Annotated in this window: 16 protein-coding genes; 9 read left to right on the top strand and 7 right to left on the bottom strand. The window is 74.1% G+C overall.

Annotated features, from left to right (window positions below):
• On the bottom strand, positions 1 to 1142 hold a 1142-nt coding region (locus tag Q6347_RS08715), incomplete at its 3' end, for a HAMP domain-containing sensor histidine kinase (RefSeq protein ID WP_304607163.1).
• Positions 1143 to 1164: 22 nt separating this feature from the next.
• Positions 1165 to 1845, bottom strand: coding sequence for an MtrAB system response regulator MtrA (gene mtrA, locus Q6347_RS08710; RefSeq protein WP_171247370.1), 681 nt, complete (start codon positions 1843 to 1845; stop codon positions 1165 to 1167).
• Positions 1846 to 1960: 115 nt separating this feature from the next.
• Here mtrA and Q6347_RS08705 point away from each other — a divergent pair, with 115 nt between their 5' ends.
• From Q6347_RS08705 to Q6347_RS08685, 5 genes are all read left to right on the top strand, one after another.
• On the top strand, positions 1961 to 3142 hold the full coding sequence (locus Q6347_RS08705) for a glycerophosphoryl diester phosphodiesterase membrane domain-containing protein (RefSeq protein ID WP_304603345.1): 1182 nt from the start codon (positions 1961 to 1963) through the stop codon (positions 3140 to 3142).
• A complete protein-coding gene (locus Q6347_RS08700) occupies positions 3139 to 3789 on the top strand; it encodes a DUF4129 domain-containing protein (protein WP_304607162.1) in 651 nt (216 codons plus the stop codon). Before Q6347_RS08705 ends, Q6347_RS08700 begins: the two co-directional genes overlap by 4 nt.
• Before the next feature lie 2 nt (positions 3790 to 3791).
• The gene (locus Q6347_RS08695; RefSeq protein ID WP_304603343.1) at positions 3792 to 5027 is read left to right on the top strand and encodes a DUF4350 domain-containing protein; all 1236 of its coding nucleotides are present in this window, start codon (positions 3792 to 3794) and stop codon (positions 5025 to 5027) included.
• A gap of 152 nt (positions 5028 to 5179) precedes the next feature.
• Complete coding sequence (locus Q6347_RS08690; RefSeq protein ID WP_304603788.1) at positions 5180 to 6208, top strand: MoxR family ATPase; 1029 nt, start codon at positions 5180 to 5182, stop codon at positions 6206 to 6208.
• Between the two features lies 1 nt (position 6209).
• Positions 6210 to 7580, top strand: a complete 1371-nt coding sequence (locus Q6347_RS08685) for a DUF58 domain-containing protein (protein WP_304607161.1) — start codon at positions 6210 to 6212, stop codon at positions 7578 to 7580.
• A 9-nt stretch (positions 7581 to 7589) separates the two neighbouring features.
• Here Q6347_RS08685 and Q6347_RS08680 read toward each other — a convergent pair whose 3' ends face one another.
• Positions 7590 to 8579 (bottom strand): stage II sporulation protein M, encoded by a 990-nt coding sequence (locus tag Q6347_RS08680; RefSeq protein WP_304607160.1) that lies wholly within the window; start codon positions 8577 to 8579, stop codon positions 7590 to 7592.
• Between the two features lie 19 nt (positions 8580 to 8598).
• Here Q6347_RS08680 and Q6347_RS08675 point away from each other — a divergent pair, with 19 nt between their 5' ends.
• The 3 genes from Q6347_RS08675 (at position 8599) to Q6347_RS08665 (ending at position 12052) form a co-directional block, all read left to right on the top strand.
• The gene (locus Q6347_RS08675) at positions 8599 to 9462 is read left to right on the top strand and encodes an RDD family protein (protein ID WP_304603340.1); all 864 of its coding nucleotides are present in this window, start codon (positions 8599 to 8601) and stop codon (positions 9460 to 9462) included.
• Positions 9463 to 9557: 95 nt separating this feature from the next.
• Positions 9558 to 10469 (top strand): ABC transporter ATP-binding protein, encoded by a 912-nt coding sequence (locus Q6347_RS08670; RefSeq protein ID WP_304603339.1) that lies wholly within the window; start codon positions 9558 to 9560, stop codon positions 10467 to 10469.
• On the top strand, positions 10466 to 12052 hold the full coding sequence (locus Q6347_RS08665) for an ABC transporter permease (protein ID WP_304607159.1): 1587 nt from the start codon (positions 10466 to 10468) through the stop codon (positions 12050 to 12052). Before Q6347_RS08670 ends, Q6347_RS08665 begins: the two co-directional genes overlap by 4 nt.
• Before the next feature lie 3 nt (positions 12053 to 12055).
• Here the strand turns inward: Q6347_RS08665 and ahcY are convergent, their stop codons facing one another.
• Entirely contained in the window at positions 12056 to 13588 is a 1533-nt protein-coding gene (ahcY, locus tag Q6347_RS08660; protein WP_304603337.1) for an adenosylhomocysteinase, read from the bottom strand.
• 134 nt (positions 13589 to 13722) lie between these two features.
• Between ahcY and Q6347_RS08655 the strand changes: the two genes are divergently transcribed.
• Positions 13723 to 14973, top strand: a complete 1251-nt coding sequence (locus tag Q6347_RS08655; protein WP_304607158.1) for an acyltransferase — start codon at positions 13723 to 13725, stop codon at positions 14971 to 14973.
• Positions 14974 to 15060: 87 nt separating this feature from the next.
• On the opposite strand, the gene Q6347_RS08650 is transcribed toward Q6347_RS08655, so the two are convergent.
• From Q6347_RS08650 to Q6347_RS08640, 3 genes are all read right to left on the bottom strand, one after another.
• Positions 15061 to 15987 (bottom strand): glycine betaine ABC transporter substrate-binding protein, encoded by a 927-nt coding sequence (locus Q6347_RS08650; protein ID WP_171247379.1) that lies wholly within the window; start codon positions 15985 to 15987, stop codon positions 15061 to 15063.
• 125 nt (positions 15988 to 16112) lie between these two features.
• The gene (locus Q6347_RS08645; protein ID WP_304603335.1) at positions 16113 to 17006 is read right to left on the bottom strand and encodes a proline/glycine betaine ABC transporter permease; all 894 of its coding nucleotides are present in this window, start codon (positions 17004 to 17006) and stop codon (positions 16113 to 16115) included.
• Positions 17006 to 17844 (bottom strand): CBS domain-containing protein (locus Q6347_RS08640; RefSeq protein WP_304607157.1); only part of this gene is annotated, 839 nt, incomplete at its 5' end. The genes Q6347_RS08645 and Q6347_RS08640, both read right to left, overlap by 1 nt.

The following is a 17844-nucleotide window of genomic DNA, read 5'->3' as shown; positions in this document are numbered from 1 at the left end:
ACGACGTCGCGCAGGTCCCGGTGCTCGACGTCCAGCACCGCCGCGCCGGCGTCGAACCGGCTGATCTCCAGCAGGTCGGTGAGCAACTCCTCGAACCGGTCGAGCTGGGTCTGGAGCAGCTCCGCCGACCGCCGGGCGGCCGGGCCCAGGTCGTCGCGGGCGGCGTAGATGACCTCACCGGCCATCCGCACGGTGGTCAGCGGGGTCCGCAGCTCGTGCGAGACGTCGGAGACGAACCGGCGCTGGGAGGTCGACAGCTCCTCCATGCGCGCGATCTGGTCCTCGAGGCTGGCGGCCATCTCGTTGAAGGTCCGCGCCAGGGTGGCCATCTCGTCCTGCCCGCGGGAACCGGGCATGCGCACGTCCAGGTGTCCCTCCCCGAGCCGCGACGCGGCGGTCGCCGCGCGGCGCACCGGCGCCACGGTCTGGCGGGTCACGGTCCAGGTGAGCAGCCCGATCATCGCGATGATGACCGCCGCCCCGATCGCGAGGGTGCGCTGCACGAATCGCAGGGTCTCCTGCTGGGAGGCGAGCGAGTACAGCGCGTACAGCTCGTAGGTCCCCGCAGAGGCCAGCTCGACCGTGGTGCCGAACACGACACCCGGCTCGTCGGCCCCGGACTCGCTGTACGCGGCCGGGATGAGCACCGACTGCAGCACGGGACCGTCGGTCGTGAGCGTGGCCTCGCGCAGCGCGGGGCTGACGACGTCCCGCACGGAGAGGTCCTGCCGGGACGACGGGTCGACGAGCGGCAGGCTCTGGTCCGGCGCCTGGCGCAGGAAGTAGTCCTGCGCGCTCGAGCCGATCGCGCTGAGGCCGAGGATCACGTCGCGCAGCAAGGACTGCTGCTCCCCGATCGTCGTGGCCGTCGACGCGCTGAACCGCGACTGGGTCTCCTGGACCAGCGCGGCGTTCTCCGCCTCGATCTGCTCGATGCGCTGCTCGAACAGCCCGTCCCGGATGGAGTCCGACAGGAACAGCCCCAGGACCACGACCACCAGCACGCCGAGGGCGAGCGCGGTGGTGACCACGCGGACCTGCATCGAGGAGCGCCAGCGCAGCACGAGCGAGCGCACCCCGGCGACGAACGGGTTCTGCGGATCGCCGGAGGGGGCCTCCGCCGCGGTGACGTCGTCGGGCACGGCCGAACGACCCGCCGGCTCGTCAGCGGGCGGCACCGGCCTTGTAGCCCACGCCCCGGACCGTCTGGACGACCTCGGGGTTCTCGGGGTCCTTCTCGATCTTCGACCGCAGCCGCTGGACGTGGACGTTCACCAGGCGGGTGTCGGCGCTGTGGCGGTAGCCCCAGACCTTCTCCAGGAGCACCTCACGGGTGAAGACCTGCCACGGCTTGCGGGCCAGCTCCACGAGCAGGTCGAACTCCAGCGGCGTCAGGCTGATGCGCTCGCCGTCCCGGGTCACCGCGTGCCCGGTGACGTCGATCTCGACGTCACCGATCTTCAGCCGCTCGGGACCCGGCTCGTCGGAGCGGCGCAGCCGGGCCCGGACCCGCGCGACGAGCTCCTTGGGCTTGAACGGCTTGGTCACGTAGTCGTCGGCGCCGGACTCCAGGCCGAGCACCACGTCGACCGTGTCCGTCTTGGCCGTCAGCATGATGATGGGCACGCCCGACTCGCCGCGGATCTCCCGGGCGATCTCGATGCCGTCCTTGCCGGGGAGCATCAGGTCGAGCAGGACCAGGTCGGGTTGCATGGACCGGAACTGGCCGATGGCCTCGTCACCGTCGGCGCAGAAGCTCGTCTCGAACCCCTCCGACTCCAGGACGATGCCGATCATCTCGGACAGCGCGGTGTCGTCGTCGACCACCAGGACACGGGACCTCATGGCGACAGTCTGCCAGGTGGCGCGGACAGGCACGTCGGGGCGCGCCCGTGGAACCCTGGAGGCTATAGGGTCGGTGGCGGTCCCGCACCGCCCGTGTCTCGTCCGAGGAGTCCACATGAGCTCGCCCGACCAGCCGACCCCGCCCTCGGGCTGGGGCGAGGCCCCGCGCCCGCCCGCGTACGGGCAGTACGGCCCGGGCCAGTACGGCGGCGGGTCCGGTCAGTACGGCAGCGGGACGCAGGCCACGCCGCCCTCGCCCTACGGTCCGGCGGCGAGCAAGCCGGGCGTGGTGCCGCTGCGCCCGCTGTCGCTCGGGGAGATCTTCGACGGGTCGTTCTCCTCGGTCCGGCACAACCCGGCCGTCATGCTCGGGCTGGTCAGCCTCGTCGTCGTCATCGCCACGGCGGTCGGCACGATCCTCGCCCAGGTCGCCGTCCCCTGGCTGACCGGCCAGATCGGCGCGCTGCCGGCCGAGGACCCGGAGCTCGGGATGCTGTTCCCCGACGCCGGTTCCCTGGCCCAGGTGATCGCGATCTCCGTCGGCATGTCGCTCACGCTCGTCGTGGCGCAGCCGATCGCCGAGGGCGTCGTGACCGTGTCCGTGAGCCAGTCGGTGATCGGCCGCAAGCTGTCGGTCGGGGAGGTCTGGACGCGGGTACGGCCCCGCCTCGGCGTCCTCATCGGCTGGATGGTGCTGCGCACGATCGGTCTCTTCGTCGGGTACGTCGCCGTCGTGGTGGTCGGCGTCCTCGTCGTGGTCGGCACGAACGCCGCCACCGGGTCGACGGGCGCCACGGTGCTCGTCGGCCTCGCCTGCCTCGCCGCGGTCGTCGCCGGGGCGCTGTGGCTGTGGGTCCGGCTGCTGCTGGTCGCCCCGGCCCTCGTCCTCGAGGGGCGGGGCCTGGGCCGCACGCTGGCCCGTGCCTGGCGACTCACGCGCGGCAGCTACTGGCGCATCCTCGGCACCATCCTGCTGGCCAGCATCATCGCCTTCCTGGCCGGTCAGGTCGTCGGTGTCCCGCTCGCCTTCGCCGGCCAGTCGATCGACGGCCCCCTCGTCTTCGGGTGGGGCTACCTCCTGGCCACGGTCCTCGCCTCGGTCCTGTCGACCCTCATCTACCTGATCTTCGTCTCCGGCGTGGTGGCACTGGTCTACACCGACGTGCGGATGCGCCGCGAGGGTCTCGACGTCCGCCTCGCGCAGGCGGCTGAACGCGCCGCGGCACCGGAGGGGACGGGCCCCGGCGGCCCGACGGCACCGGGCACCCCGCCTCCGGGGCCCGCCGGCCAGTGGTGACCGGCCACACCGCGGCGGTCCTTGCCGAGGTGCCCGTCGACCCCGACCGGGAGACGGCGCGTCGCTGGCTGGTCGAGGAGCTCGCGCGGCCCGAGTACGCGCAGGACCAGTCGTGGCTGATGCGCCTGCTGGAGTGGTTCCTCGGGCTGTTCGACGGCGTCGGTGCCGTCGACGCCGACCCCCTGGTGCTCGCCGCCGTGATCGTCGCCGTCGCCGGCGTGGTCGTGGGGGTCGCGTGGTGGGTCGCCGGCCCCGCCCGGCTCCGTCGCCGCTCCGCGGCCCGCTCGGTCGTCGTGCACGACGACGACACCCGCACCGCGGCCGAGATGCGCCGGGCGGCCGACGACGCAGCCGCCCGGAAGGACTGGGACACCGCCGTCCTGGAGCGTTTCCGCGCCGTCGTGCGCGTCCTCGAGGAGCGCGCCGTGCTGGACGAGCGCGCCGGCCGGACCGCCCAGGAAGCCGCACGGGACGCCGGCGACCGCGTGCCGGACCTCGCCGACCCGCTGGGCGCCGCCGCCCGGCTGTTCGACGCCGTCTGCTACGGCCACCGGCCGGCGGGCCGCGCCGACGACGACCGGCTGCGCACCCTGGACGAGCGGGCGTCCACCGCACGCCCCGCCCCGACGACGGCCGGTGCCTCGTGACCGTGCCCGCGACCGAGACCACCGGGACCTGGACGTCCACCGCCACCGGGGACGGCAGCACGCTCGGCTCCCGCACCCGGCGACGATGGCGCCGGGTCCGCTGGACGCTGCTGGTGCTGCTGAGCCTCGCGGCGCTCGTGGCCGTGCTGGCCCTGCTGCGCCCACCCACCTCGACCACGCCCTACGACGTCGAGAACACCCGGGACGACGGCTCCCGGGCGCTGGCCCAGGTGCTGCAGCAGCAGGGCGTCTCCGTCGTCCAGGTCGACCGTGTCGACGACGCGGTGGCCGCGGCCGGTCCGGGCACCACCGTGCTCGTCCCGCCGTCGCCCTTCCTGCGTCCCGAACAGGCGGAGCTGCTGGCCACGGCCGCCGGCGACGTCGTCGTCGCGGAGGCGGGGCGTGCCCTGCTGGAGGCCGTGTCCGGCGGGACCATCGCCCTGGACGAGCAGGCGTCGGCTCCCGAGGCGCCCCGACCCGCCGAGTGCGACGCACCGGCCGCCGTCGCCGCGGGGCCGTCCCGGCTGGCACCGGGACTCCTCGTCGCCGGCGACCTGGTGGCGGGCTGCTGGCCCGTCCCCGACGGACGCCAGGTGGCCCTGGCCACCACGGTCCGGGACGGCCGGTCGGTCACCGCCGTCGCCGACGCCGCCTTCCTGCGCAACGGCGACGTCCTGACCGACGGGAACGCCGCGCTCGCCCTGCACCTGCTCGGTGCCCAGGAGCGACTGGTCTGGCTGGTCCAGCACCCCGCGGACGACAGCGCGCTCGGGGGCACGTCGCCGAGCGGCCCCGGCGCGCCCGGCGAGGGTGCCGGGCTGCTGGACCTCGTGCCGCCGTGGTTCGCGGCCGTGGCGTGGTGGGCCCTGCTGGTGGCGGCCGTCGCCGCGGTCTGGCGCGCGCGTCGCCTCGGCCCGCTGCTCGTCGAGGACCTGCCGGTCGTGGTGCCGGCCGCGGAGGCGACCCGTGGACGCGGGCGGCTCTACCGGCGGGCCCGGTCCCGCGGGCACGCGGCGGCGGCCCTGCGCGCGGCCACCGCCGACCGGATCGCTCGCCGCCTCGGGTTGCCCCGGTCCGCCGGGGGCGACACCGTGGTCGCCGCCGTGGAGCGTGCCACGGGCCGCGACCCGCACGACGTCTCCGCCCTGCTGTACGGATCACCCCCGGCCGACGACGTGGCGCTCACCGAGCTCGCCCGCCGGCTCGACACCCTGGAGAGCGAGGTTCACCGACCGTGACCCACCCCGACGAGAACCTGTCCGCCGGCACCCCGCGGGAGCACCCGGTCGAGACCGCCGAGCCGAGCCCGGACACCACCGGCGCGGAGTCCCCGGCCCCCGGCACGGACTCCGACACCCTCGCGCCGGGCGCTGACCCCGGCGGCCGCGAGGTGACGTCTCCCGACGGGCCCGACGACGCCCCCACCCCGGACCGGGCCCCGGCCAGCGGCCCCGAGACCCCGGAGCCGTCGCTCGAGCTGCGCCGCGCCCTGGCGGCCGTGCGGACCGAGGTCGGCCGCGGCGTCGTCGGCCAGGACTCGGCGGTGACGAGCCTGCTGATCGCCCTGCTGTGCTCGGGCCACGTGCTGCTCGAGGGGGTGCCCGGGGTCGCCAAGACGCTGCTCGTGCGGTCGCTGGCCGCGGCGCTCGACCTGGACTCCAAGCGGGTCCAGTTCACCCCCGACCTCATGCCCGGCGACGTCACCGGATCGCTGGTGTACGACGCCCGCACCGCCGAGTTCTCGTTCCGCGAGGGGCCGGTGTTCACCAACCTGCTGCTCGCCGACGAGATCAACCGCACCCCGCCGAAGACCCAGGCCTCCCTGCTCGAGGCCATGGAGGAGCGGCAGGTCTCCGTCGACGGCACTCCGCGGCACCTGCCGGAGCCGTTCGTCGTCGTGGCCACGCAGAACCCCGTCGAGCACGAGGGCACGTACCCGCTGCCCGAGGCACAGCTCGACCGGTTCCTGCTGAAGGTGCTGCTCCCCCTGCCGGAGCGGGACAGCGAGATCGAGGTCCTGGCGCGGCATGCCGCCGGGTTCGACCCGCGCGACCTGGCCGCCGCGGGCGTGCACGCCGTGGCCGGCCCGGAGACCCTCGCCGCGGCGCGCGCGGAGGTCCGCCAGGTCGAGGTCGCCCCCGAGGTGCTCGGCTACGCCGTCGACGTGTGCCGCGCCACCCGGCAGTCGCCGTCCCTGCAGCTCGGGGTCTCCCCCCGCGGTGCGACCGCCCTGCTCGCCGCCTCCCGCGCCTGGGCCTGGCTGTCGGGCCGGATGTACGTCACGCCCGACGACGTCAAGGCCCTGGCCTTCCCGACGCTGCGGCACCGGGTCCAGCTGCGTCCCGAGGCCGAGCTGGAGGGTGTGACCGCCGAGTCCGTGCTCGGCACCGTGCTCGCCGCCGTCCCGGTCCCGCGCTGACATGGTGCTCACCTGGCGCGCCGTGGTGCTGGCGGCGGTGGGCGCCGTCCCGGTCGCGCTGTGGCCGGTGCCGGGGGTGGTGCTGGTCTGGCTGCTGGTCGTGGCCGCCGTGTGCGCTCTCGACGTCGCGCTGGCCGCCTCGCCCCGGCAGGTCACCGTGCAGCGCACGGTCCCGACGTCGGTCCGGCTGGGCACGCCGGTGGACTCACGCCTGGTGGTGACGAACGCCGCCGGGCGGCGGCTGCGCGCCGTCGTCCGCGACGCCTGGCCGCCCTCGCTGGCCGCGCGGGACGACAGCGGTTCGCGACAGACCCACACGGACCCGTCCCGGCCGGTCCGTGACGCCCGGCACCCGGTCGACCTCGCTCCCGGCGACTCCGTGCGGCTGCGCACGCCGCTGCTGCCCACGCGCCGCGGCGACCGGCACGCCGGACCGGTCACGGTCCGCACGCTCGGGCCGCTCCGGGTCGCCGGCCGACAGGCTGCGATCCCCGTGGGCGGCCGCGTGCGGGTGCTGCCGGAGTTCACCTCCCGCCGGCACCTGCCGAGCCGTCTGGCCCGGCTGCGGGAGATGGACGGTCGCGCCGCCGTCCAGGTGCGCGGCGAGGGCACGGAGTTCGACTCGCTGCGCGAGTACGTGGTCGGTGACGACGTCCGGTCCATCGACTGGCGCGCCACCGCGCGGGGCGGCGACGTGGTGGTGCGCACCTGGCGTCCGGAGCGGGACCGCCGTGTCGTCGTGGTGCTGGACACCGGCCGGACCTCGGCGGCGCGGATCGGCACCGTCGACGACGGGTCCGTGAACGTCGGCGGCACCCGCCTCGAGGCGAGCGTGGAGGCGGCCCTGCTGCTGGGCGCGCTGGCCGACCGGGCCGGCGACCGCGTCCAGGTGCTCGCCTACGACCGCACCGTGCGCGCCCGGGTCGCCGGGGCCTCGGGGCCGCGGCTGCTGCCCGCGATGGCCGACGCGCTGGCCGGCGTCGAGCCGGTCCTGCTCGAGACGGACTGGACCGGGCTGGTGGGCCAGGTCCGGGCTCGGGTGAGCCAGCGCTCGCTCGTGGTGCTGCTCACCTCGCTGGACCCCGCGGCGGTGGAGACCGGCCTGCTGCCCGTCGTGGACCGGCTCACCGGGACCCACCAGGTCGTGGTGGCGGCCGTCGCCGACGCCGACGTCACGACGCTGGCGGCCGGCCGGGACACCGTCGAGGAGGTGTACGACGCGGCTGCGGCCTCCCGGGGGGACCTGGACCGGTCCGCGGTGGCGGCGGTGCTGCGGCAGCACGGCGCCGAGGTGCTCGAGGCCCTGCCGGACCAGCTGGCGCCGCGCCTGGCCGACACCTACCTCGCGCTCAAGGCCGCCGGGCGGCTCTGAGCCGCCGGGTCAGCCGGCGGTGGGCAGCACCGCGCCGGCGCGGTCGGCGTCGAGGTCGCCCGTCTCCCCCGCGGCCACGGCGCGGCGCCCCAGGACGAGGAAGTACGCGAGGAAGGCCGCGAGCGCGAGCGCTCCGATCGTGATCTTCAGCCACCACGGCAGCGCGGAACCCGTCACGAAGCCCTCGACCAGTCCGGACAGGCCGAGCGCGGCGGCAAGGCCGACGACCACGGTGATCATCGAGCGCCCCTCGGCGGCGAGCGCCACGACCCGCCGCCGCGGGCCGGGGTCGACCCAGGTCCAGAACAGCTTGAGCCCGGCGGCACCGGCCACGAAGATGCTGGTCAGCTCGAGCAGGCCGTGCGGGGCGATGAGCTGCAGGAACAGCGGCAGCTCGCCGTGGGCGGCCATCATGCCGCCGGTGGCCCCGATCTGGACCGCGTTGTTGCCCAGCACGAACACCGGGAACACCCCGGTGATGCCGGTCGCGATCGTCTGGGCGGCGATCCAGGCGTTGTTGGTCCACACCATCGCCGCGAAGGAGAGCTGGGGGTCGTAGTAGGACGCGAACGCCTCGTCGACGTACTGCTGACGCTGGGAGGGCGTGCCCATCGCCGCGAGAGCGTCGGGGTCGACGGCGACCCAGACCCCGGCAGTGAAAGCCACGGCGAGGAAGGCGACGGTGACGGCGAGGATCCACCACCGGATCCGGTAGAGCGCGGCCGGGACCGACACGACGGCGAACCGGACGACGTCCGACCAGGCCGGCTCGTGCGAGCCGGCGATCTTGGTGCGGGCCCGGGTGAGCAGCTCCGACAGCCGGGTGACGGTCGCGGGGTCCGGTGCCGCCGACCGCACCGTGGACAGATGGGTGGCGACGGCCTGGTAGAGGCGGACGATCTCGTCCGCCTCGGCACCGTCGAGCCGCCGGCGCTTCGACAGCTCCGCCAGGCGGTCCCACTCCGGGCGGTGCACGGCGGTGAAGGCGTCCAGGTCCACGGCCGATACCCTGCCACATGTGGCGACGCACCGAGCGGACGGAAGCACCGTGACCGACGGCATCCTCATCGGCGAGGGCGTGCTGCTCGACGCCCGGCCGGCCTCGTTCGCCTCCCGGTCGGCGGGGGCGCTCGTCGACGTGGCGGTGACGATCGGCGGGCTCGTGCTGGCGGTCTGGGTCGTCACGGGGATCCTCGTCTGGCAGTCCGACGTCGCGGCGGCGTCGCAGTGGGGACGGGCAGCCGTGATCGCGATCGTCGTGCTGCTGCTCGTCGTGCTGCCGACCACCGTGGAGACGCTCACGCGCGGACGGTCGCTGGGCAAGCTCGCCGCAGGGCTGCGCGTGGTGCGTGACGACGGCGGTCCGGTCCGGGTGCGACACGCGCTGGTGCGGTCCCTGGTGGGGGTCTTCGAGATCTGGCTGACGGCCGGCTCGGTCGCGGTGATCACGTCGCTGGCGAACCCCCGCGGCAAGCGGCTCGGCGACCTCCTGGCCGGCACCTACGCCGTCCGGGTCCGCGGTGCGCGCAGCTGGGAGCAGCCGCTGGTCATGTCTCCCGCCCTGGCCACCTGGGCCCGCACGGCCGACATCCGCCGCCTGCCCGACGGCCTGGCGCTGCGCGCCCGGCAGGTGCTCGACCGCGCGCCCCGGCTGGCCCCGGCGTCGCGCGCGCGGCTGACCGACGAGCTGGCCGCCCAGATGGAGGCCTACGTGGCCCCGGGGCCGCCGTCCGGCACCCCGGCCGAGTCGTTCCTGCACGCTGTGCTCCACGAGCGCCGCGACCGGGAGCTGGCACGGGGCCGCCAGGAGCAGGAACGGGCGACGGCGCAGGCGGCGTCCCTGCACCGGCTGCCCTACGGCGTCCCCGACCCCCGGAACTGACCCGGCCCGGCACCCGCCTCCGACCTGGGCGAGCGCGCCGCGCCGGGAGTACCGTCGCTGCCAAGCGAGCAGTGACCGACAGGCGAGGAGCAGGCGTGTCCGACCCCGTGCTCGACATCTCCGGGCTCGTCAAGACGTTCGGCTCGTTCCGCGCGCTCGACGGGCTGGACCTCCGCCTCGACGCCGGGGAGGTGCGCGGGTTCCTCGGGCCCAACGGCGCCGGGAAGACCACGACCCTCCGCGTCGTGCTCGGCATGATCCGCGCCTCGGGAGGGCAGGTGCGGCTCTTCGGCCAGGACCCGTGGCGCCACGCGGTACGCCTGCACCGGCGGCTCACCTACGTGCCGGGTGACGTCGCCCTGTGGCCCGGGCTGACCGGCGGGCAGTGCATCGACGTGCTCGGCGCGTCCGGGCCGCCGCTGGACCCGGCGCGGCGTGCCGAGCTCGTCGAACGGTTCGACCTCGACCCCACCAAGCGGGTACGCGACTACTCCCGCGGGAACCGGCAGAAGGTCGCCCTCGTCGCCGCCCTCTCCGCACGGGCCGACCTCTTCGTGCTCGACGAGCCCACGGCCGGCCTGGACCCGTTGATGGACGAGGTCTTCCGCGAGTGCGTCACCGAACGGGTGTCCGACGGCGCCGCGGTGCTGCTGAGCAGCCACATCCTGTCCGAGGTCGAGGCCCTGTGCTCGACGGTGACGATCATCCGGCGCGGCCGGACCGTCAAGGCCGGGTCCGTCGCCGAGCTGCGGGGGCTCGCCCGCACCACGGTGCGCGCGGTCGTGCCGGGAACCCCGCCCGACCTCGAACGCTTCGACCTGCACGACCTCAAGGTCGCCCCCGTGTCCGACGGCGGGGCGGGTCGTGAGATCACCTTCACGGTGGAGCCCGACCAGCTGGACCGCGTGCTGCGCCCGCTCGTCGACGGGGGGCTCCGGGGGCTCACGGTCCGTCCGCCCAGCCTGGACGAGCTGTTCCTGTCCGAGTACGACGAGGCCCCGGCATGACGTCACGCACCGGCCAGGGCCTGGGCACGGTGCTGCGGCTCCAGCTGCGCACCGGCTGGAAGGCCCTGCTGGCCTGGGTCGGCGGCCTCGTCGGCACCTACGTCGCGACGATCGCCGCCATCGAGACCAGCTACGGGACCCCGGAACAGCTCGCGACCTACGACGCCACCGTGGGCTCGGACCCCACGATGGCGGCGATCAACGGCACGCCGTACGGCGCAGACACCCTCGGCGGCGTGGCCGCCAACGAGTTCGCGTTCATCGCCGGCATCGCCGTGCCGCTGATGGGCCTGCTGCTCGTCGCCCGCTCGACGCGGGCCGCCGAGGAGGACGGGCTGCTCGAGCTGCTGCGGTCGCGGGCGATCGGCTCCCGGGCACCCTGGGTGGCGGCGATGGTCGTCACGACGACGGCGCTGGTGCTGGTGGGCCTCAGCCTGGTCGCCGCGCTCCTGGCCTACGACGTCGACCTCGCCGGCGCGGCCCTCTACGGAGCCTCCGTCACCGCCCTGGGGCTCGTCTTCGCCGGGGTCGCGATGCTCGCCGGCCAGCTCCTGCGTCGGTCCGCCGGCGTCGTCGCCGTCGGTGTCGCCACGCTGCTCGTCGCCTTCGTCCTCCGTGCGGTCGGCGACGTCGAGGACAACGGCTGGAAGTGGCTGTCCCCGCTCGCCTGGCAGCAGGAGACCCGGCCCTTCACCGACGACCCGCGGGTCTGGCCCCTGCTCCTCGAGCTCGGCACCGCTGCGGTGCTGGTCGCGGCCGGGCTGGTGCTGGTCGGCCGCCGCGACCTCGGCAGCGCGGTCGTGCCCAGCCGTCCCGGCCCGGCGTCCGCCCGGTGGTTCCTGACGTCCGGGCCCGGCCTGGCGCTCCGCCAGCACGGCGCCGCGCTGCTCGCCTGGACGGCGGGCTCCGTCCTCGTCGGCGCACTGCTGGGCGTCTTCACCGACGACATCGCCGACATCGTCGCGGCCAACCCGGACCTGACGGTCACGGTGTGGCCGGGCGCCGCCGCCGACCCGACGAGCTGGTACGTGTCGTTCACGCTGGTGATGGTCATGCTCATGGCGTTCGGGGCGTCCGCGCAGGTCCTGGCTCGGACGCGGCGGGAGGAGACCCGCGGCCGGCTGGAGGCGCTCCTGGCCCTGGCGGTGCGCCGCACCACCTGGCTCGGCACGCACGCGGCCGTCGCCGTGCTCGGCGGTGCCCTCGTCGCGCTGGCGGGCGGGGCCGCCCTGGCGGTGAGCACGGCACGAGCGACCGGTGACGACGCCGGCACCCTGGTCGCGACGGTCCAGTTCCTGCCGGCGGTGGTCGCCGTCGCCGCGCTGGGGGTGGCCCTGTTCGGCCTGGTCCCCCGGGCCCTGGCGCTGGTGTGGGTCGCGATCGCCTACGTCGCGGTCGTCGAGACGCTCGGCGAGACCCTGAGCATGCCGGACGCGGCGCTGCAGGTGTCCCCCCTGCACGCCATCGGGGCGCTGCCCGCCGAGGACCCGTCGGGCGGCGCGGTGGCGGTCGTCGGGGCCGTCGCGGTGGCGCTGCTCGGCGCCGGTCTGGCCGGCTTCCGCCACCGCGACGTGCCCCGCTGAGGCTCAGTACCGGTAGTGCTCCGGCTTGTACGGCCCCTCGACCGGGACGCCGATGTAGTCGGCCTGCTCCTTGCTGAGGTCGGTCAGTCGGACGCCGAGCGCGTCCAGGTGCAGCCGCGCGACCTTCTCGTCGAGCGCCTTGGGCAGCCGGTAGACCTGGCGGGCGTACTGGCGCTCGTCGGCCGGACGGGCCATGTCGGCGAACAGCTCGAGCTGTCCGATGACCTGGTTGGCGAACGAGTTCGACATGACGAACGAGGGGTGGCCGGTGGCGTTGCCCAGGTTGAGCAGCCGCCCCTCGGAGAGCACGATGACCGACCGCTCGGCACGGCCCTCGGCGGCGGGCAGCGTCCACTCGTGCACCTGGGGCTTGATCTCGGTCTTGACCACGCCCGGCACGGCCGCGAGGCCGGTCATGTCGATCTCGTTGTCGAAGTGGCCGATGTTGCCGACCACGGCCTTGTCCTTCATCGCCAGCATGTGCTCGACCCGGATGACGTCCTTGTTGCCGGTGGTGGTGACGAAGAAGTCCGCCTCGCCCACGACGTCCTCGAGCCGCGCGACCTGGAACCCGTCCATCGCGGCCTGCAGCGCGCAGATGGGGTCGACCTCGGAGACGATGACCCGGGCGCCCTGGCCGCGGAAGGCCTCGGCGGCGCCCTTGCCGACGTCACCGTAGCCGGCGACGAAGGCGACCTTGCCGCCGATGAGGATGTCCGTGGCGCGGTTGATGCCGTCCGGCAGCGAGTGGCGGATGCCGTACTTGTTGTCGAACTTCGACTTGGTCACCGAGTCGTTGACGTTGATCGCCGGGAACAGCAGCTCGCCCGAGTCCGCCAGGTGGTAGAGGCGGTGCACACCGGTCGTGGTCTCCTCGGTGACACCCCCGATCTGCTCGGCGACGCCGGTCCAGCGCAGGGGGTCGATCTCGAGGTCGCGGCGCAGGAGGTCCCGCACGACGTTCATCTCGTGCGTGTGGTCCGGCTCCCCGGGCAGCGTGTTCGGCGGCACGGCGCCGATGCGCTCGTACTGGAGGCCGAGGTGGACCAGCAGGGTCGCGTCCCCGCCGTCGTCGAGGATCAGGTTCGGGCCCTCGCCCTCGGGCCACACCAGGATCTGCTGGGTGCAGTCCCAGTACTCCTCGAGCGTCTCGCCCTTCCAGGCGAAGACGGGCACGCCCCGCGGGTCCTCCGGGGTGCCGTCGGGGCCGACGACGACGGCGGCCGCCGCCTCGTCCTGGGTGCTGAAGATGTTGCAGCTCGCCCAGCGCACCTCGGCGCCGAGCGCGGTCAGCGTCTCGATGAGCACGGCGGTCTGCACGGTCATGTGCAGAGACCCGGCGATGCGGGCGCCGGCCAGCGGCCGCGCCTCGCCGTACTCGGCGCGCAGCGCCATGAGGCCGGGCATCTCGTGCTCGGCGAGCCGGATCTGGTGCCGGCCGGACTCCGCCAGCGCGAGCGAGCGGACCTTGTAGCGGCCCGGCACCTCGTCGAAGCCGGCGGCCGGTCGGCCGGTGGTCGCAGCGGTGTCGGTCATGGGTGCCCTCCTGGGACGTCGTGGGTCTCGTGTCGCGCGCTGGGGGCTCCCGTCGGCGCTGGTCCCCAGCCTAGCGGCGACCGCTCCGGCCCTCTCGCTGGATTGTTACCCAAACGTGACCTAGAGTCCCGGGGATGGTCTCGAGCACCCACACGGCACCGCGCATGCACGTCCTGGACGTACTGCGCTTCGGAGCGGCGCTGGCCGTGGTGCTCTACCACTTCACCGCGACACCGACGGCGGACCGGTACTGGGGCGTCGACGTCTCCGTCCTCTTCGCGGGCGTCAACGAGGTCACCCGCTACGGCTGGCTCGCCGTCGAGGCGTTCTTCGTCATCAGCGGTTTCGCGATCCTGTGGAGCGTCCAGGGACGCACGCTCGCCCAGTTCACCGGCTCCCGCGTCGGTCGCCTCTACCCGGCGTTCTGGGCCTGCGTGGCCGCCACTGCCGTGCTGCAGAGCCTCTGGGACGGCGGCCGTCACCTGAGCGCGGCCGAGACCCTCGCGAACGCGACCATGGCGCCCGACCTCTTCGGCGCCGAACCCTCCCAGGTCGTCTACTGGACGCTGCTGGTCGAGCTGAAGTTCTACCTGCTCATCGGCGTCGCGCTCGCCGTCGGTCCCCTGACCCGCGGCCGGGCGATCGCGCTGGCCCTCGGCTGGCCCGCCGTCGGGATGGTGATCAGCGGTCTGGGCTACCCCTGGCTGGCCGAGCTCCTGTCCGCCCGGCACGCCGTCTACTTCGGCATCGGGATGCTGCTGTTCGTGCTCTGGCGGGACCTGACCGGCCGCAGCGAGGAGCCCTCCGTCGGACGACGTGCCCCGTCGACCCGGGCGGTCGGCGCGGCCCTCGCCGTCCTCGTCGTCGCCGGGGCGGAGCGGGTGGTGCACGCCGCCGGGCTCGCCACCGAGCTGCAGGGCGTCGAGGTGGACCCCGTGGTCTCCGTCGGCGTCCTCCTGGCCGGCATCGCCCTCGTCGCCGCCGCCACCCATCCGCGCGCCACCGTGCGCCACCGTGGCGCGGCGTCGGCGTGCGTCACCGCCGGCGCGCTGACGTACCCCCTGTACCTGGTGCACACGCAGTTCGGGTGGGCCGTCACCGAGTGGCTGAGCACGGCCGGCGTCGGCACGGGGCCGACCCTCGCCGCCGCCGTCGGCGTCTCCCTCCTGCTGGCCGCCGCGATCCATCACGGGGTCGAGGCGCCGTCCTCCCGGCCCCTGCGCCGTGCGGTCACCGAGCGCCTGCAGGACGCGGCCCCGCTCGCTCGCCCGGCCCTGCCGGACGATGGACGTCCCACGCCGCCCGGGGGCGCGGCGCACGACCACGGTCGCGTGGTCGCCGGCACGACTGCCGGGACGGCGCCGCTGCACGCGATGCTGCGCTGAGAGGTGCCCGCACGACGCAGCGCCCGCCCCGGCGGACCGGGACGGGCGCTGCGGTGCCCGACGTCGTCGGGCGGTGACGTGGAGGCGTCAGCTGTCGATCGAACCGACGGCGTCCCCGTTCTCCTCGAGCCAGGCCTCGACACCGGCGGCCGGGTCGTCCGGGTTGTCGTTGACGACGGAGTTCTCGAGCGTGCCGAACTGCTCGTCGTCCAGCGTCATGCCGCCGATCCAGTCAGCGACCTCGGGGTACTCGTCGGAGAACCCTTCGGTGGCGAGGAAGTGCAGGCCCTCGGAGTCGCCGAGCGCACCCTCCGGGTCCTCGAGGTCCTTGACCGGGTAGGCGGAGTTCGCCCAGAACGGCCGCCACAGCGTGACGACGATGTCCTCCTCGTTCTCCGTGGCCTGCTCCAGCTCCGTGAGCATCGCCGTGGTAGAGGACTCCTGCAGGGTGTAGCCGGCCTCGTCCAGACCGTAGGTCGGGATGACCGACTCCTTGGTCACGCGGGTCAGGCCGGCACCGGGCTCGATGCCCACGATGGTGCTGTCGAACATGTCCGCGTTGTCCGCGAGCTCGTCGATCGAGTCGATGTCCGTGTACTCCGGCACGGCGAAGGTCAGCTTCGCGTTGTCGTAGTACGTCGAGAGGTCCTCGATGGAGCCCTCGTACTGCTCCATGTAGTCCGCGTGGGTGACCTCGGGCCAGGCCGACGGGTAGATGTCGACGTCGCCGTCGGCCAGGGCGGTGTACAGCACACCGGCCTCGCTGATCTCCTGGTGCTCGACCGTGTAGCCGGCCTCGGTCAGCTTCGCGTCGAGCAGGTAGGCGGTGCTCAGACCGTCGGTCCAGGCCGGGATGTAGCCCAGCGTGATGGTGCCCTTGTCGCCGCCCTCGGCGGAGGACTCCTCGCCGGAGCCGCTGCCGTCGTCGGAGCTGCAGGCGGCCAGGGTCAGGCCGAGCGCCGCGACGGAGGCGAAGGCGACGCCGTGGCGAAGATGCTTGCGATGGGTGCTCATGTGATGAGTTCCTTCCGTGTCGGGGGACGAGGTCCCCGGTCAGGGACGGTGTCCCGTGACGTGTGCGTCCCGGGCGGGACTGTCCTGCCCGGGCAGGACGTGCAGGGGTTCTGGGGGGTGAGGGATCAGACCGTGGCGGGGGCGGCCCGGCGGTTGCGCACCATGGACACCAGCGAACGCCCCGTGGGCTGGCCGATCGCGCCGGTCACCCGGTCGAGGAAGATCGCCAGGATCACGACCGACAGACCGGCCTCGAAGCCGAGGGCGACGTCGATGCGGGAGATCGAGGACACGACCTGCTGGCCGAGGCCACCGGCGCCGACCAGGCCGGCCACGACGGCCATCGACAGGGCCAGCATGATGACCTGGTTGACGCCGGCCATGATCGTGGGCAGGCCCAGCGGGAGCTGGATCCCGCGCAGGATCTGCCAGGGCGTGCCACCGAAGGCCTCGCCGGCCTCGACGGTCTCGGAGTCCACCCCGCGGATGCCGAGCTCGGTGAGCCGGACCCCCGGGGGCAGGGCGAAGACGATCGTGGCGAACACGCCGGCCGCCACGCCGATGCCGAAGAAGATGACGACCGGCACGAGGTAGACGAAGGCAGGCATCGTCTGCATGAAGTCGAGGATCGGCTTGACCACCGTGCTCACGCTGTCGCTGCGGGCGGCCAGGATGCCCACCGGCACGGCGATGACCACGGCGATCGTGGTGGCCACCAGCACCAGGGCGAGCGTCTCCATGGCCGGCTCCCACATGTCCATGCTCACGATGAGCAGGGTGCCGAGCAGGGTGAAGAGCGCCAGGCCCCACGACCGCACCAGCAGCGCCAGCACGGTGAAGATCGCGACCCCCACCAGCGGCGGCCACGAGAGCAGGAGCTCGGTGATCGTGTCGACGAACGTGAACAGGAAGGTGCTGATCCCGTCCAGCACCCCGCCGAAGTTGTCGGTGATCCAGTCGATCCCGTCCTCGACGGCGTTGCCGACCGGGATGTTGGGGACGGCGGACATCGGGGTCATCACTTCGCTCCTGCCGGGTCGAGAACGGGCTCACCGTCGGCGGGGCCGTCGCCCTCGCGCTCGACGGACCCGTCGAGGTCGTCGGTGGTGGGTCCGGACAGCGCGCTGAGCAGCGTCACCCGCGGGATGATGCCCTGCAGGCGGCGGTTCTCGTCGACGACGGCCAGCGGGGCCTTGCTGGCCGCGGCGTGGTGGAACAGCTCGGCCAGCGGCGTGTCGGTGCCGACCTCGGCCACCTCCATGTCGCTGAGGGGCAGCCGGTCGCTCCCGGCCCGGACCGCCTCCGCGACGTCGTCCTCCCACACGATCCCCTGCACGCGCCGGTCGCGGCCGGTCACGAGCAGCGAGGAGGTCTGGTGCTCGCGCATCAGCTTGTGGGCAGCCTTCGGGCCGGACTCGCTGCCCACGACGGCGACGGGACGCTCCATCACCGCGCCGGCGCTGAGGACGCGGCTGCGGTCCACGTCCGCGACGAACTGGGCCACGTAGTCGTTGGCCGGCTCGTTGAGGATCTCCTCGGAGGTGCCGATCTGGACGACCCGGCCGTCGCGCATCATCGCGATGCGGTCGCCGAGACGCATCGCCTCGTTGAGGTCGTGCGTGATGAACAGGATCGTCTTGCCCAGCTCGGCCTGCAGCTCGAGGAGCTGGTCCTGCATCTCCTTGCGGATCAGCGGGTCGAGGGCGCTGAACGCCTCGTCCATCAGCATCACGTCGGTGCCGGCCGCGAGCGCACGGGCCAGGCCGACGCGCTGGCGCATGCCGCCCGAGAGCTGGCTGGGCATGGACGCGCCCCAGCCTCCGAGGCCCACCATGCCGAGGGCCTCCTCGGCCTTGG

The organism is Isoptericola sp. b408, assembly GCF_030588085.1.
Taxonomy (GTDB): domain Bacteria; phylum Actinomycetota; class Actinomycetes; order Actinomycetales; family Cellulomonadaceae; genus Isoptericola; species Isoptericola sediminis.
The sequence above is the reverse complement of the archived record's forward strand: the minus strand, read 5'-3'. Positions and strand labels throughout refer to the sequence as shown.